Origin of the sequence: Alcanivorax sp. REN37 (assembly GCF_041102775.1) — a bacterium.
Lineage (GTDB): Bacteria > Pseudomonadota > Gammaproteobacteria > Pseudomonadales > Alcanivoracaceae > Isoalcanivorax > Isoalcanivorax beigongshangi.
Genome location: NZ_JBGCUO010000001.1, coordinates 1716236 through 1730385 on the forward strand (window position 1 = coordinate 1716236; position 14150 = coordinate 1730385).

A 14150-nucleotide genomic window follows, 5' to 3' on the forward strand; every position below is an offset into this window, starting at 1 on the left:
GTCTTTTGATAGCGCCGGGATGCCCACGGCAGAAGAAAAATGAGGACTTTATGAGACTGCTGCTTGTTTTGGCCCTGCCTCTGCTGTGGGCGCCAGTTGCCCACGCCGCGCCCCAGCATGCCCAAGCCATGTATGGCGCGCCCAAATACAGTGCCGGCTTCAGCCATTTCGACTACGTCAATCCAGACGCCCCCAAAGGCGGCACCCTGCGCCGTCACACAGTGGGCAGCTTTGATTCACTGAATCCGTTTATTCCGCGCGGCACGCCCGCCGCCGGCCTCGGCTATCTGTACGACACGCTGACCGTGGCGTCCGATGACGAGCCTTTCACCCAGTACGGCCTGCTGGCCGAGACCATCGACATTGCCGACGATCGCAGCAGTGTCACCTACCGGCTGCGCCCACAGGCCCGCTTTGCCGATGGCAGCCCGGTCACCGCTGAGGACGTGGTGTTCTCGTTCCACGCACTGGTGGAAAAAGGGTCGCCGCTGTACGCCTTCTACTACCACGACGTTGAGAAAGTAGAAGCGCTGGATGCACACACCGTGCGCTTCTCGTTCGCCGCCGGTGAAAATCAGGAGCTGGCGTTGATCGTCGGCCAGCTGCAAGTACTGCCGAAACATTACTGGGCCGAGCGCGATTTCAGCCGTGGCACGCTGGAGCCGCCGCTGGGCAGCGGACCCTACCGCGCGGTGACGGTGGAAGCCGGCAAACGCATCGTTTACCAACGCCGCGATGATTACTGGGGCAAGGATCTGGCGGTGAACCGCGGCCGCTATAACTTTGACCGCATCAGCTTTGAGTACTACCTCGATGACACGGTCGCGTTGGAAGCCTTCAAGGCCGGTCGCTACGACCTGCGCCAGGAACAGAGCGCCGCCAACTGGGCCAATGGTTATCAGGGGCCGGCGCTGAGCCGCGGTGATATCATCCTCGAGACCTTCCAACACCAGCTGCCGACCGGCATGCAAGGCACCGTGTTCAACCTGCGCCGACCGCTGTTCCAAGATCCGGTACTGCGTGAAGCGCTGGGTTATGCGTTCGATTTCGAATGGACCAACCAGAATATCTTTCACGGCCAGTACCGCCGTACTCGCAGTTACTTCCAAAATTCCGAACTGGCGGCCACTGGCCTGCCCTCGGCAGCAGAGTTAGCCCTGCTGACGCCGCTGCGCGACCAGTTACCGGCGCGGGTGTTTACCGAGGCTTACCAACCGCCGGTGACCGACGGTAGTGGCCGACCACGCGCCAACCTGATGGTGGCACAGAAGATGCTGCGCGATGCCGGCTACACCTTGGTGGACAAACAGCTGCACACCCCGGATGGCAAGCCAGTACAGTTTGAGATCCTGCTCGACAACCCGGTGTTCGAACGGGTGATCCAGCCACTGGTGCGCAACCTGGCCACCCTCGGCGTGCGCGCCACCGTGCGCCGTGTCGACCAGCCGCAATACGTGGAGCGCAAACGCCGCTTTGATTTCGACATGCTGATCGACGTATTCCCGCAATCCAATTCGCCGGGCAATGAGCAGCGTGACTTCTGGTCGTCGTCCGCCGCTGACCGGCCTGATTCGCGCAACACCCTCGGCCTTAAAGACCCGGCCATTGATCAGTTGGTGGAAAATGTGATCCGCGCGCCGGATCGTGCGGCACTGGTCACCGCCACCCGCGCGCTGGACCGGGCGCTGCAGTGGGGCCATTACGTGATTCCCAACTGGTACTTGGACCGCTTCCGGTTGGCCTACTCGCGTCATCTGGCCCATCCAGACGGCAACGCCCCTTACGGGCTGCCGCTGGATGCGTGGTGGGATCAACGCCAGGTCACCCGATGAGTCGCTATCTGCTGCGTCGTCTGCTGCTGATTGTGCCGACGCTGTTCGGCATCCTGCTGCTTAACTTCATGGTGATTCAGGCCGCTCCCGGCGGCCCGGTGGAACGCATGATCGCCCAGCTCAAAGGCAATCATACCGGCGCCGCCGCGCAGTTCGGCGGCGGAGGCGGCGGCGACCTAATGGGCCGCCCGCACAGTAGCCACGACCAGACCGGCTACCGCGGGGCCCAAGGGCTACCACCTGAGTTAATCGCTCGCATTGAACAATTGTACGGTTTCGACAAGCCGGCGCCGGAGCGCTTTGCCTTGATGGTGAAGAACTACGCCACCCTCAATTTCGGCGACAGTTATTTCCGCGACCGCTCAGTGGTGGAACTGATCGCCGAGCGGCTGCCGGTGTCCATTTCGCTCGGATTGTGGAGCACCTTACTGACCTACCTGGTGTCAATTCCGCTTGGCATCCGCAAGGCCGTACGCCACGGCACCCCATTCGACACTTGGAGCAGCATGGCGGTGATCATCGGCTACGCGATTCCGAGTTTCCTGTTCGGTCTACTGCTGGTGGTGCTGTTCGCCGGCGGTAGCTATTTGGAGTGGTTCCCGCTGCGCGGACTCACCTCCGAAAACTGGGCCGACCTCAGCCCGCTGGGGAAGGCAGCGGACTACCTGTGGCACATCACACTGCCAACCATTGCCATCGTCATTGGCCACTTCGCTACCCTTACTATGCTCACCAAGAACTCGTTCTTGGATGAAGTCAGCAAACTGTACGTCCAAACCGCCCGCGCCAAGGGACTGACCGAGCGCCAGGTGCTGTACCGCCATGTGTTCCGCAACGCCATGCTGATCGTGATCGCCGGCCTCCCGGCGGCGTTTATCTCGCTGTTTTTCACTGGCTCGCTGCTGATCGAGTATGTGTTCTCGCTTGATGGCCTCGGCCTGCTCGGTTTTGAGGCGGTAATCGAGCGCGATTACCCAGTGGTGTTCGGCACCCTGTTCATCTTCACCTTGATCGGCTTGGTGCTGAAACTGGTCAGCGATCTCACCTATATGTGGGTGGACCCGCGCATCGATTTCGAACGGAGGTCGGTGTGATGCTGAAAGTGAGTCCGGTGATGCGCCGCCAATGGGCAGCGTTCCGCGCCAACCGCCGCGGTTATTGGGCGCTGTGGCTGTTTGCGCTGCTGGCAGTGCTGGCGCTGGGCGCGCGCTTCATTGCCAATGAGCGACCGCTGTTGGTGCAGTTCCAAGGCGACTGGTATACCCCGGTGCTGGTGAGCTACCCGGAAACCACCTTCGGCGGCTTCTTCGATACCGAGGCCAATTACCGTGACCCGGTGGTGCAGGAACTGATTAACGCCGATGGCTGGATGCTGTGGCCGCTAATTCGCTTCGATCACACCACCATCAACTACGACTTGCAGGTACCAAGCCCCGCGCCACCGTCCGCGGAAAACTGGCTCGGCACCGACAACCAAGGCCGCGATGTGCTGGCGCGCATCCTCTACGGCTACCGCACCTCGATTCTGTTTGGCCTGTTGCTGATGGCGGCCAGTGCAGTGATCGGCATCGCCGTGGGCGCGGTGCAAGGGTACTACGGCGGCTGGACTGATTTGGTCAGCCAACGGCTGATCGAAGTGTGGTCGAGCATGCCGATCCTGTACTTGATCATCATACTGTCGAGTTTCGTGGTGCCCAGCTTCTGGTCACTGCTGGTGATCTTGCTGCTGTTCTCGTGGATGGCGCTGTCGGACTTGGTGCGCGCAGAGTTCCTGCGCTGCCGCAACCTCGACTATGTACGTGCCGCCCAAGCCCTGGGGGTCTCGGCGCCGGTGGTGATGTTCCGCCATATCCTGCCCAACGCCATGGTGGCGACGCTGACGTTCATGCCGTTCATCGTCAACGGCGCCATCGTCACCCTCACCACGCTGGACTTCATGGGCTTCGGATTGCCGGCCAGCTCGCCGTCGCTGGGCGAACTGCTGGCACAGGGCAAAGCCAACCTGCACGCCCCCTGGCTGGCGCTGTCCGGCTTCATAGCTCTGGCGCTGCTGCTGTCACTGCTGATCTTTATCGGCGAAGCAGTGCGCGATGCGTTCGATCCGAGGAAGTACCTGGCATGAGTCTTCTGTCTGTCACAGACCTGAGCGTGCGCTTTGGCGACCACACCGTGGTGGACCAGCTGTCGCTGTCGCTGCAACGCGGACGCATGCTGGCGCTGGTGGGCGAGTCCGGCTCCGGCAAGTCGCTCACGGCACTGGCCCTAATGCGGCTGCTGCCCCACAGCGCCATGATGTCGGCCAGCGCCATCACCCTAGCCGGCGAAGACCTCCTGCATTGCAACGACGCGCAGATGCGTAGCCTGCGCGGCCGCCGCATCGGCATGATTTTTCAGGAGCCGCTCAGTGCTCTGAACCCCCTGCATCGGGTATCGCGCCAGATCGGTGAGTGCCTGCAAGTGCACCAACGCCTGAGTGCCAGCGCGGTGCGCCAACGCACGCTGGAGTTGCTGGCCCAAGTGCAACTGCCAGATCCGGAACGTTTCCTTGAGCGCTTTCCGCACCAGCTCTCCGGCGGCCAACGCCAGCGGGTGATGATCGCCATGGCGCTGGCCAACGGCCCGGAACTGCTGATTGCCGATGAACCCACGACCGCGCTCGATGTCACCGTGCAGGCCGGCATTCTGTCCTTGCTAAAACAGCTGCAGAACGAACTTGGCTTGGCGGTGCTGCTGATCACCCACGACCTCGGCGTGGTCGCCGGCCACGCCGATGACGTGGCAGTGATGCACCAGGGCCGCGTGGTGGAACACGGCCCGGCGCAACAGGTACTGACGGCACCGCAGGCGGAATACACGCGCCATTTGCTGGCCTCGGAACCCGATGGCCAAGCGAGTCCTGCGGCCCTCCCCGATGCTGCCCCGTTACTGGCGGCCGAACGCTTGAGTGTACGTTTCAAACAGCCCACACCGCTGTTCCGCCCCCGTCGCTGGCTGCATGCCGTGGATAAGGTCTCGTTACAGGTCGCACCAGGGCAGACGCTGGGCATTGTTGGCGAAAGCGGCAGCGGCAAAAGCACACTGGCGCTGGCGCTGCTGCGGCTGATCCGCAGTGACGGCAGCATCCGCCTCGGCGACCAGCAACTCGACACCCTGCGCGGTACGCGCGCGTTGCGACCAGTGCGAGCGCGGCTGCAAGTGGTATTCCAAGACCCGTGGAGTACGCTCAACCCGCGCCTGACCGTCGGCCAGATCATTACCGAGGGGCTGCGGGTGCATCTGCCACAGCTGTCTGCGGCGGAACAGGATCAACGGCTGCAGGAAATGCTATCCGAGGTGGGATTGGAGGCTGATGCCGCACACCGCTATCCGCATGAGTTTTCCGGCGGCCAGCGCCAGCGCATCGCCATTGCCCGGGCGCTGATTCTGCACCCGCAGGTGCTGATTCTGGACGAACCGACCTCGGCACTGGACCGCAGCGTGCAGCACCAGGTGCTGACCCTGCTGAAACGGCTGCAGCAACGCCATGGGCTGACCTACCTCTTTATCAGCCACGACCTCAAAGTGGTGCGCAGCATCAGCCACCAGGTGCTAGTGATGAAGGACGGTAAGGTGGTCGAAAGTGGTGCCACCGAGACGTTGTTCCAGCAGCCGCAAAACCCTTACACGCAACAATTGCTGGCCGCCGCGTTCGCCCGCTGAAGCGCACCAACAGTAACAGGTGGTTGCACTTTAGCGGTGTGTGCCCGCGGCCATTTCCGCTACCGTGCAGTCACAAAAATAGCGCCGGACCGGCGCCAATGAGTTGCCTGCGGGTATACTGCGCCCGCTCCCTGAATTCTGAAGTGAGAGGATGTTCCATGGGCTTTCTTAGCGGCAAACGTTTCCTGATCGTCGGCATCGCCAGCGAGCGCTCCATCGCCTGGGGCATTGCCGAAGCCATGCACCGCCAAGGGGCCGAACTGGCCTTCACCTACCAGAACGACAAGCTGCGCACCCGCGTGGAAAAAGCCGCGCTGGCGTTCGGCAGCAGCACCGAGCTGTGCTTCCCCTGCGATGTGGCGGAAGACGCCCAGATCGACGCAGTGTTTGCTGAACTGACGGCGCGCTGGAGCGACGGCATTGACGGCATCGTCCACGCCGTGGGCTTCGCCCCCGCCCATGAACTGGACGGCAACTTCGTTGACGTGGCCACCCGTGACGGCTTCCGTATTGCCCACGACATTTCCGCCTACAGCTTGGTGGCGCTGGCCAAAGCAGGCCACGCATTGCTGAAAGCACGTCGAGGCAGCCTGTTGACGCTGACCTACCATGCTTCCATGCAGACCGTGCCGAACTACAACGTGATGGGCATGGCCAAGGCCAGCTTGGAAGCGGGTGTGCGTTATCTGGCCAGCAGCATGGGCCCGGAAGGCATCCGCGTGAACGCCATTTCCGCTGGACCGATTCGCACTCTGGCGGCATCCGGCATCAAGCGCTTCCGCGACATGCTCGACGCCAACGCCGCCAAAGCGCCGCTGCGTCGCAATGTCACCATCGAGGAAGTCGGCAACGCTGCGGCCTTCCTGTGCTCAGACCTGGCGTCCGGCATCACCGGCGAGATCCTGTACGTGGACAGCGGTGCCAGCACCGTGCACACCACCCAGGACATCGAGTAACAGGGCTGACTGCCCACAGCAAAAGCGCGGCAACAGCCGCGCTTTTTTTTGCTTTCAATCTCGCCTGAGCCCGCCAAACTCGGCCGCATTCCTAGGCCGCTCCGGCGCCTCGTCCAGTGACGCACCATCAACGCAGCAAGCATTCCAGCCGCCCCGCGATGGCTCTGTGTGGTTGCATCCCTCTCGGCGGATCGGCAGCCGCTGTGTCCGCCCCGAATGTGAGCCGCCTCGGACCTGCGCGGCGCGCTATAACCTCGGGCCGAGCACCCACCTCAATGACCTACTCGCCGCCGTCCAAAGACCGCTGCGCAGACATAAAAAAAGCGCGGCTCACACCGCGCTTTTTTTGATCGACCGAGCCGTTTACTCGACCTCGCCTTCTGCTGCGGAAGTCAGGCGATCCAGGTACAGCTTGACGTCGCCGGTCTCACGCATCCAGGTCATCACGCGGCGGAAGGTGTTGCCACCCTCCAACTCGGCCAGACGTAACAGCGCTTCTGCTTGCTGCTGGTCGTCGAGGCCGTCTACCTGGCCATCGCGCACAGCGATCAGCATCACCGCAGCCAAGTCGCCATTATCGAGGCGGAACACCTCTGTCATGGTGTCGCCCTCTTGCGGGCGCGCCATGCGGAACAGCCGCTCTGCCACCGCATTGTTACGGCTATCACCACCCCGCTCTACCCCTTCCAAAGATTCCACCGGGTGCTGCCAGGCGTCAGCAATAGCGGCGAGATCGGCACCTTCGCTGAGCAAGGCACGGGCACGGTCTTCCTGCTGGGCCAGTTGCTCAGCCGCCGCATCACGTTGCAGGCGGGCGCGGATATCATCCTGCACTTCAGCCAGCTCCATTTGCGTTTCCGGACGGTGATCGGCAACCCGCACCACCACGAAGCGGCTGTCGCTGAGTTCGATCAAGCGGCTATTCTGCTGACCAGACAGTACCGAGCGCTCATTCAGTTCCGCGCGCACATCGTGCTCCGCGGCAATGCCTTGCGGTTGGCTCAGCGTGAAGAACGGTGACGTTTTCAGCGACAGGCCCAGCGTTTCCGCCGGCACCGTCAGATCTGGGTGCTCAAATGCCATCTCTTCCAGCCGCGGCACCGCATCAGCCAACAACTCTTCCTGCCGCGATTCGCGCAGTTCTTCCAGCAATGCCTGGCGCTGCTCTTCAAAGGTCGGCTGGCGCGGCACGCGGATATCAGTAACGGTCAGCAGGTGGATACCGTCGTCGCTGCGCACCGGCTGCGACACTTCGCCTTTCTCCAGCGCGAAGGTGACTTGGGCTAGCTCACCACCCAATGCTTCGCGGGTCAGCAGACCGAGCCGACCGCCGTTATTGCGCGTGGCGATATCTTCAGAATGCGCCTTGGCCAGCGTTGCGAAATCAGCACTGCCGGCAGACAGCTCCGCACGAACTTTCTCAGCTTCGGCAATGGCCGCCGCTTCATCACGCTCGGCGGTAATCCGGAACAGCATGTGCGCCACTTGGCGGCGCTCTTCGAACGCGCCGCCTTGCTGCTGGGCCACGCGCTGACGGGCGTCAAACTCATCACGCAGTGCCTGCTCGGAAACATCAACCTGATCGGCAAACGCCGCCCGGCTCAGCTCGATGTACTCCAACTGGTATTCATCCGGCCGCATGAAGTCGCCCAGATGGCTGTCGTAATAGGCTTTCACTTGCTCGTCGCTGATCTCAACACTGGCGGCCAGCTGGCTCAGCGTCAGCTGCACGTAGCGCGCATCACGCTGCTGCTCACCCAGGCGACGCAGGTCGGCCAGTTCGTAGGGCAGTGCGAATTCGGTGTCCTCGTAGCCGGCACGGATCTGGTTGGCCAGCACTTCATCCTTGATCGCCACCAAGAAGGTGGACGGCGTATGACCGTAGGCACGGACGGTGCGCTCAAACAGCGCCATGTCGAAGCGGCCATTGATCTGGAAGTCTTCCATCTGCATCAGCAGGCTGCCGGCCTGCTCATCGCTGATCTGCATGCCGGACGATTTTGCGGCACTCAGGATGACCAAGTTGTTGACCATGCCCTGCAACACCATCGGTGCGGTGACGATGCTTTCCAGCAGGCGCGGGTCCAGGTTCGGTGATTGACGCATCATGTTGGCGCGGGTCACCCGCACGCGATCTTCCACCACGCTGCGGTAGATCGGCGTGTCATCCACGCGCGCCACGACGTCGCCGCTGTTGCCCCCGGTGAAGTAGCCGTAAAAGGCGGTGATCACAAACGGCACTATGATCAGTGCCAGCAGGATCTTGCCACCTGGTCCCTGCAGGAATTTCCTGAAGCCTTGCATTATTGTCTCCGTTGCGGCGCACACCCATCCGGCTTCCGCGCCTGCCCCCAGGGTACGGCGGAACACCATGACCATGCTTGATAGTGTCGAAGCCCGGTGGGCCGGGCCGGCTGCTATATATAGGCGACCTGAGCAGGGCTGACAACAATTGCCGACGCTTTGTTCCGTTGCCGGCAGCCCATAACAAAAAAGCGCATCCCGAGGGATACGCTTTGATGTTGGCGGAGCGGACGGGACTCGAACCCGCGACCCCCGGCGTGACAGGCCGGTATTCTAACCGACTGAACTACCGCTCCTGAACCTGGGCGCTCAGTTAACCGCGTCTTTCAGTGCCTTGCCCGGTTTGAAGCCCGGTACGTTGGCTTCCGCGATTTGGATCACTTCGCGGGTCTGCGGGTTGCGGCCTTCACGGGCGGCGCGCTTTTTCACGGTGAAGGTGCCGAAGCCAACCAGGGACACGGAATCACCGCCTTTCAGGGCAGTGGTGATGGCCTCAATGGTGGCGTCCAGTGCACGGCCAGCGTCTGCTTTGGAAATGTCCGCGGATGCTGCGATGGCATCGATGAGTTCAGATTTGTTCACAAAAAACCCCTTTTATGATTTTCCGGTTTTCCACTGGAGCGCTCGACACGTCCCTGTAACGGAAGCGGCCTTTATACCAACGGCCTCAGAACCCGTCAAGGAAGCATGCAGCCGAGTCGTGGAGCCTTTACAGTTGCGTTAATTACCCTTGCACAAGCGCACGAAAAAACCCTTGACCCGAAGCGGGTCAAGGGTGCTTTCAGTGGGTACTGATGCGATCTGCTTCGGAGGATTTAGTGTCCTCAGCAGTCGCCAAATCTGCTTCCACTTCTTCCGGGGTCAGCGGCGCCGGCAAGTGCTGCAATGCCAGCTCCAATACTTCATCAACCCACTTCACCGGCTTGATCTCCAGCCCGGCCATGATGTTGTCCGGGATTTCCTTCAAGTCACGTTCGTTGTCGAACGGGATCAACACGGTGCGGATGCCGCCGCGTTTGGCGGCCAGCAGTTTTTCTTTCAAGCCGCCAATGGGCAGTACCTGACCACGCAGAGTGATCTCACCGGTCATCGCCACTTCTGCTTTTACCGGAATACCGGTCAGCACGGACACCAAGGTGGTGCACATGGCGATCCCGGCACTGGGCCCGTCTTTCGGCGTCGCACCTTCCGGCACGTGGATGTGGAAATCGCTGCGTTCGAGCTGACGACGACGCACACCCAGCGATGCCGCACGGCTTTTGACCACCGTGTAGGCGGCGCGAATCGATTCCTGCATCACATCACCGAGCGAACCAGTCATGGTTACCATGCCCTTGCCTGGCGTCGACACCCCTTCAATGGTGAGCAGCTCGCCGCCCACCGAGGTCCACGCCAAACCGGTCACCTGCCCCACTTGGTCTTGCTCCTCGGCGCGACCGAAGTCGAACTTACGCACGCCAAGGTAGGTTTCCACCGTCGCCTCGGTAACCTGCACTGGCTCGTCGCTGCCGGCCAGCAGGTGCGCTTTTACGACCTTACGGCACACCTTGCTGATCGCTCGCTCGAGCCCGCGCACGCCAGCTTCGCGGGTGTAATGACGCACAATGTACTGCAACGCTTCGTCGTCGAACGTCAGCTCACCTTTCTTAAGACCGTTGGCTTCCGCCTGCTTCGGCACCAAGTATTGGCGCGCGATGTTGATCTTCTCGTCCTCGGTGTAACCAGGGATCCGAATCACTTCCATCCGGTCCAGCAACGGCGCTGGGATGTTCATCGAGTTGGAGGTGCAGATGAACAATGTTTCCGACAAATCGAAATCGACTTCCAGGTAGTGGTCGTTGAACGTGCCGTTCTGTTCCGGGTCGAGCACTTCCAGCAGCGCCGACGACGGGTCGCCGCGCATATCCATGCCCATCTTGTCGATTTCGTCGAGCAGGAACAGCGGATTGCGTACGCCAACCTTGGACAGGCGCTGGATCACCTTGCCCGGCATCGAGCCAATGTAAGTGCGGCGATGACCGCGAATTTCCGCCTCATCGCGCACGCCACCCAGTGCCATGCGCACAAACTTGCGGTTAGTGGCCTTGGCGATCGACTGACCGAGTGAGGTCTTGCCCACCCCCGGCGGCCCGACCAGGCACAGCACCGGACCTTTGACCTTGCCGACACGGCTTTGCACAGCAAGAAATTCGAGGATGCGATCCTTCACTTCTTCCAAGCCGTAGTGGTCTTGGTCGAGGATATCTTGCGCCACCTTCAAGTCGTTACGGACCTTGGAACGCTTCTTCCACGGCACCGTCACCATCCAATCGAGATAGCTGCGTACTACTGTCGCTTCAGCAGACATCGGCGACATCATGCGCAGTTTGCCGAGCTCAGCCAGCGCTTTGTCGCGCGCCTCCTTGGGCATACCGGCCGCCTGGATTTTTTTCTCCAGCTCTTCGGTCTCGTTACCGCCCTCGTCCATGTCGCCGAGTTCTTTCTGGATGGCTTTCATCTGCTCATTCAGATAGTACTCGCGCTGGCTTTTCTCCATCTGTTTCTTGACCCGGCCGCGGATGCGCTTTTCGACATTGAGGATGTCGATTTCAGCGTCCATCAGCGCGACCAAGTGCTCGACGCGCTGGATCACGTCGACCATCTCCAGCACGTCCTGCTTCTCGTCGATCTTCAACTGCAGGTGCGCGGCGATGGTATCAGTCAGACGCGGCAGTTCGTCGATCGACGACACCGACGTCACGATCTCCTGGGCCACTTTCTTCGACAGCTTCACGTACTGCTCGAACTGCTCGATCAGCTTGCGCACCAGCGCGTCAGCCTCGGCACCTTCCGGCGCTCGGTCGGCCAACAGGCGTACATCGGCCAGTGCACACTCATCGTCGCTGCGCACTTTCGAAACCTGGCCACGCTGCACACCCTCGACCAACACCTTCACGGTGCCGTCCGGCAATTTCAGCATCTGCAGAATGGTGGAAACGGTGCCGACGGTATGCAGGTCATCCGCCACCGGATCATCGTCGGAGGCGTTACGCTGGGCCACCAGCAGCACCTGTTTGTCGCCGGCCATGGCCAGTTCCAGTGCACGGATCGACTTGGCGCGACCGACAAACAACGGAATGACCATGTGCGGGTACACCACCACATCACGCAGTGGCAGCAAAGGAATATCTTTCAACACGACGGGCCTCGTTGGCGCTCGGCGGAACACACCGCCCCGGACTCAGTCCGGGGCGACCTTGGAAGGCGGCTGTTCGCTGCGGGCGTAAATCAGCAACGGCTCCGACTCGCCGCGAATGGCGGCAGCGTCGATGACCACCTTGCTGACGCCTTCCAGCGCCGGCACGTCATACATGGAGTCGAGCAGCACGTTCTCAAGGATCGAACGCAGACCCCGTGCACCGGTGCGGCGCTCCATTGCTTTCTGGGCAATGGCACGCAGCGCGTCTTCGCGGAAGTCCAGCTCCACCCCTTCCATCTCGAACAAATGGCCGTACTGCTTGGTGAGTGCGTTGCGTGGCTCGGTGAGGATCTGCACCAGTGCCTCTTCGGACAGTTCTTCGAGCGTGGCGATCACCGGCAGACGGCCGATGAATTCCGGGATCAGACCGAACTTCACCAGGTCTTCCGGCTCCACTTCGGTCAGCGTCTTGCCGATGTTCAGCGCGCCGCTTTCCTTGCTCTTCACTTCCGCTGAGAAGCCGATACCGCCCTTCTCTGAACGGTCACGGATGATTTTCTCCAGACCGGCAAAGGCACCACCACAAATGAACAAGATATTGGAGGTGTCCACCTGCAGGAACTCCTGCTGCGGATGCTTGCGCCCACCCTGCGGCGGCACTGACGCCACAGTGCCCTCGATCAGCTTCAGCAGCGCCTGCTGCACGCCCTCACCCGATACATCACGGGTGATCGACGGGTTGTCAGACTTACGCGAGATTTTGTCGATCTCGTCGATGTAAACGATGCCCATCTGGGCGCGCTCAACATCGTAGTCACATTTCTGCAGCAGCTTCTGGATAATATTTTCCACGTCCTCACCCACATAACCGGCTTCGGTCAGGGTGGTGGCGTCAGCAATGGTGAACGGCACATTGAGCAACCGGGCCAGCGTTTCGGCCAGCAACGTCTTACCGCTGCCGGTGGGCCCGATCAGTAGGATGTTGCTCTTCGACAGCTCGATACCATCGCCCTTGCGGGTACCGGATTTAGCTTCGCCGGTGCGCAGGCGCTTGTAGTGGTTGTAAACCGCTACCGCCAGCACTTTCTTGGCACGGTCCTGCCCGATCACGTACTCATCGAGGGTGGATTTAATTTCGTGCGGCTTCGGCAGGCTCTTCTGTTCACCGTCGGCATCATCCTCGCTGACTTCCTCGCGGATGATGTCGTTGCACAGGTCCACGCACTCATCACAGATGAACACGGAGGGACCGGCAATCAACTTGCGGACTTCATGCTGGCTCTTGCCGCAGAAGGAGCAGTACAGCAGTTTGCCGTCGTCGCCTTTTCCGCCGGAATGTTCGCTCATCAGGTTGGCCTCTCATTGCGCTCGGCTGGTTGATGCGGGCTCAGGCCCGTTTTTCAAGGGCGGCGCCGTCACACGGCGCCGATTCCTTCGGCTGACTGGCTCAGCGACGCTCCATTACCTGGTCGATCAGGCCATATTCACGCGCTTGTTCCGCCGACATGAAGTTGTCGCGGTCGGTGTCTTGCTCAATGCGGGACAACTCGGTGCCGGTGTGGTGCGCCAGCAGCTCATTGAGACGCGCCTTGATCTTAAGAATCTCACGAGCATGAATTTCGATGTCGGACGCTTGGCCTTGGAAGCCACCCAGCGGCTGGTGAATCATCACCCGCGAATTCGGCAGCGCCATGCGCTTGCCGGCGGTACCGGCCGCCAACAGGAATGCGCCCATGCTGGCCGCCTGGCCGATGCACATGGTCGACACGTTCGGTTTGATGAACTGCATGGTGTCATAGATCGACATGCCGGCGGTCACTGAACCGCCCGGACTGTTGATGTACAGGTGAATGTCCTTGTCCGGGTTTTCCGCTTCAAGGAACAACATCTGGGCGACAATGAGGTTCGCCATGTGGTCTTCCACCTGCCCCACCAGGAAAATGATGCGCTCCTTCAGCAAGCGGGAGTAGATGTCGAACGAACGCTCACCGCGGGAGGTCTGCTCGATCACCATGGGCACCAAGGCCAGATCCGCCGAGTTCCGGGACTGGCTGGTCGCCAGGGAGGACATTGCTGACAAATCAATCATGCGTAATTCCTGCGTAGAAAGAGCTTCGCTGCATCTTATGACGCCCCACGTTGAGGCGTCCACAGCACAGCCGCTTGCGGGGCACTGGTTGC

The 14150-nt window shown here is 61.2% G+C and carries 10 protein-coding genes and 1 tRNA gene; 5 read left to right on the forward strand and 6 right to left on the reverse strand.

Annotated elements, in window-relative coordinates; all coding sequences use genetic code 11:
• Positions 1 to 50: 50 nt before the first annotated feature.
• The 5 genes from AB5I84_RS07780 (at position 51) to AB5I84_RS07800 (ending at position 6487) form a co-directional block, all read left to right on the forward strand.
• On the forward strand, positions 51 to 1832 hold the full coding sequence (locus AB5I84_RS07780) for an extracellular solute-binding protein (RefSeq protein ID WP_369455290.1): 1782 nt from the start codon (positions 51 to 53) through the stop codon (positions 1830 to 1832).
• Complete coding sequence (locus AB5I84_RS07785; protein ID WP_369455291.1) at positions 1829 to 2926, forward strand: microcin C ABC transporter permease YejB; 1098 nt, start codon at positions 1829 to 1831, stop codon at positions 2924 to 2926. The genes AB5I84_RS07780 and AB5I84_RS07785 overlap by 4 nt, the downstream gene beginning before the upstream one ends.
• The gene (locus tag AB5I84_RS07790; protein ID WP_439650195.1) at positions 2926 to 3954 is read left to right on the forward strand and encodes an ABC transporter permease; all 1029 of its coding nucleotides are present in this window, start codon (positions 2926 to 2928) and stop codon (positions 3952 to 3954) included. The genes AB5I84_RS07785 and AB5I84_RS07790 overlap by 1 nt, the downstream gene beginning before the upstream one ends.
• Positions 3951 to 5531, forward strand: a complete 1581-nt coding sequence (locus AB5I84_RS07795) for an ABC transporter ATP-binding protein (protein WP_369455292.1) — start codon at positions 3951 to 3953, stop codon at positions 5529 to 5531. The genes AB5I84_RS07790 and AB5I84_RS07795 overlap by 4 nt, the downstream gene beginning before the upstream one ends.
• A 158-nt stretch (positions 5532 to 5689) precedes the next feature.
• Positions 5690 to 6487 (forward strand): enoyl-ACP reductase FabI, encoded by a 798-nt coding sequence (locus AB5I84_RS07800; protein WP_369455293.1) that lies wholly within the window; start codon positions 5690 to 5692, stop codon positions 6485 to 6487.
• 363 nt (positions 6488 to 6850) lie between these two features.
• Here AB5I84_RS07800 and AB5I84_RS07805 read toward each other — a convergent pair whose 3' ends face one another.
• The 6 genes from AB5I84_RS07805 to clpP form a co-directional block, all read right to left on the reverse strand.
• Positions 6851 to 8791, reverse strand: a complete 1941-nt coding sequence (locus AB5I84_RS07805) for a SurA N-terminal domain-containing protein (RefSeq protein WP_369455294.1) — start codon at positions 8789 to 8791, stop codon at positions 6851 to 6853.
• 219 nt (positions 8792 to 9010) lie between these two features.
• Positions 9011 to 9087: transfer RNA gene (locus tag AB5I84_RS07810), tRNA-Asp, on the reverse strand.
• Positions 9088 to 9100: 13 nt separating this feature from the next.
• Positions 9101 to 9373 carry an HU family DNA-binding protein gene (locus AB5I84_RS07815; RefSeq protein ID WP_369455295.1) on the reverse strand — a complete coding sequence of 91 codons (273 nt, stop codon included), beginning with the start codon at positions 9371 to 9373 and terminating at the stop codon, positions 9101 to 9103.
• A gap of 199 nt (positions 9374 to 9572) precedes the next feature.
• Positions 9573 to 11969, reverse strand: a complete 2397-nt coding sequence (gene lon, locus AB5I84_RS07820; RefSeq protein WP_369455296.1) for an endopeptidase La — start codon at positions 11967 to 11969, stop codon at positions 9573 to 9575.
• Between the two features lie 42 nt (positions 11970 to 12011).
• Entirely contained in the window at positions 12012 to 13316 is a 1305-nt protein-coding gene (gene clpX, locus AB5I84_RS07825) for an ATP-dependent protease ATP-binding subunit ClpX (RefSeq protein WP_369455297.1), read from the reverse strand.
• Positions 13317 to 13416: 100 nt separating this feature from the next.
• Complete coding sequence (gene clpP, locus AB5I84_RS07830) at positions 13417 to 14058, reverse strand: ATP-dependent Clp endopeptidase proteolytic subunit ClpP (RefSeq protein ID WP_369455298.1); 642 nt, start codon at positions 14056 to 14058, stop codon at positions 13417 to 13419.
• Positions 14059 to 14150: the final 92 nt, after the last annotated feature.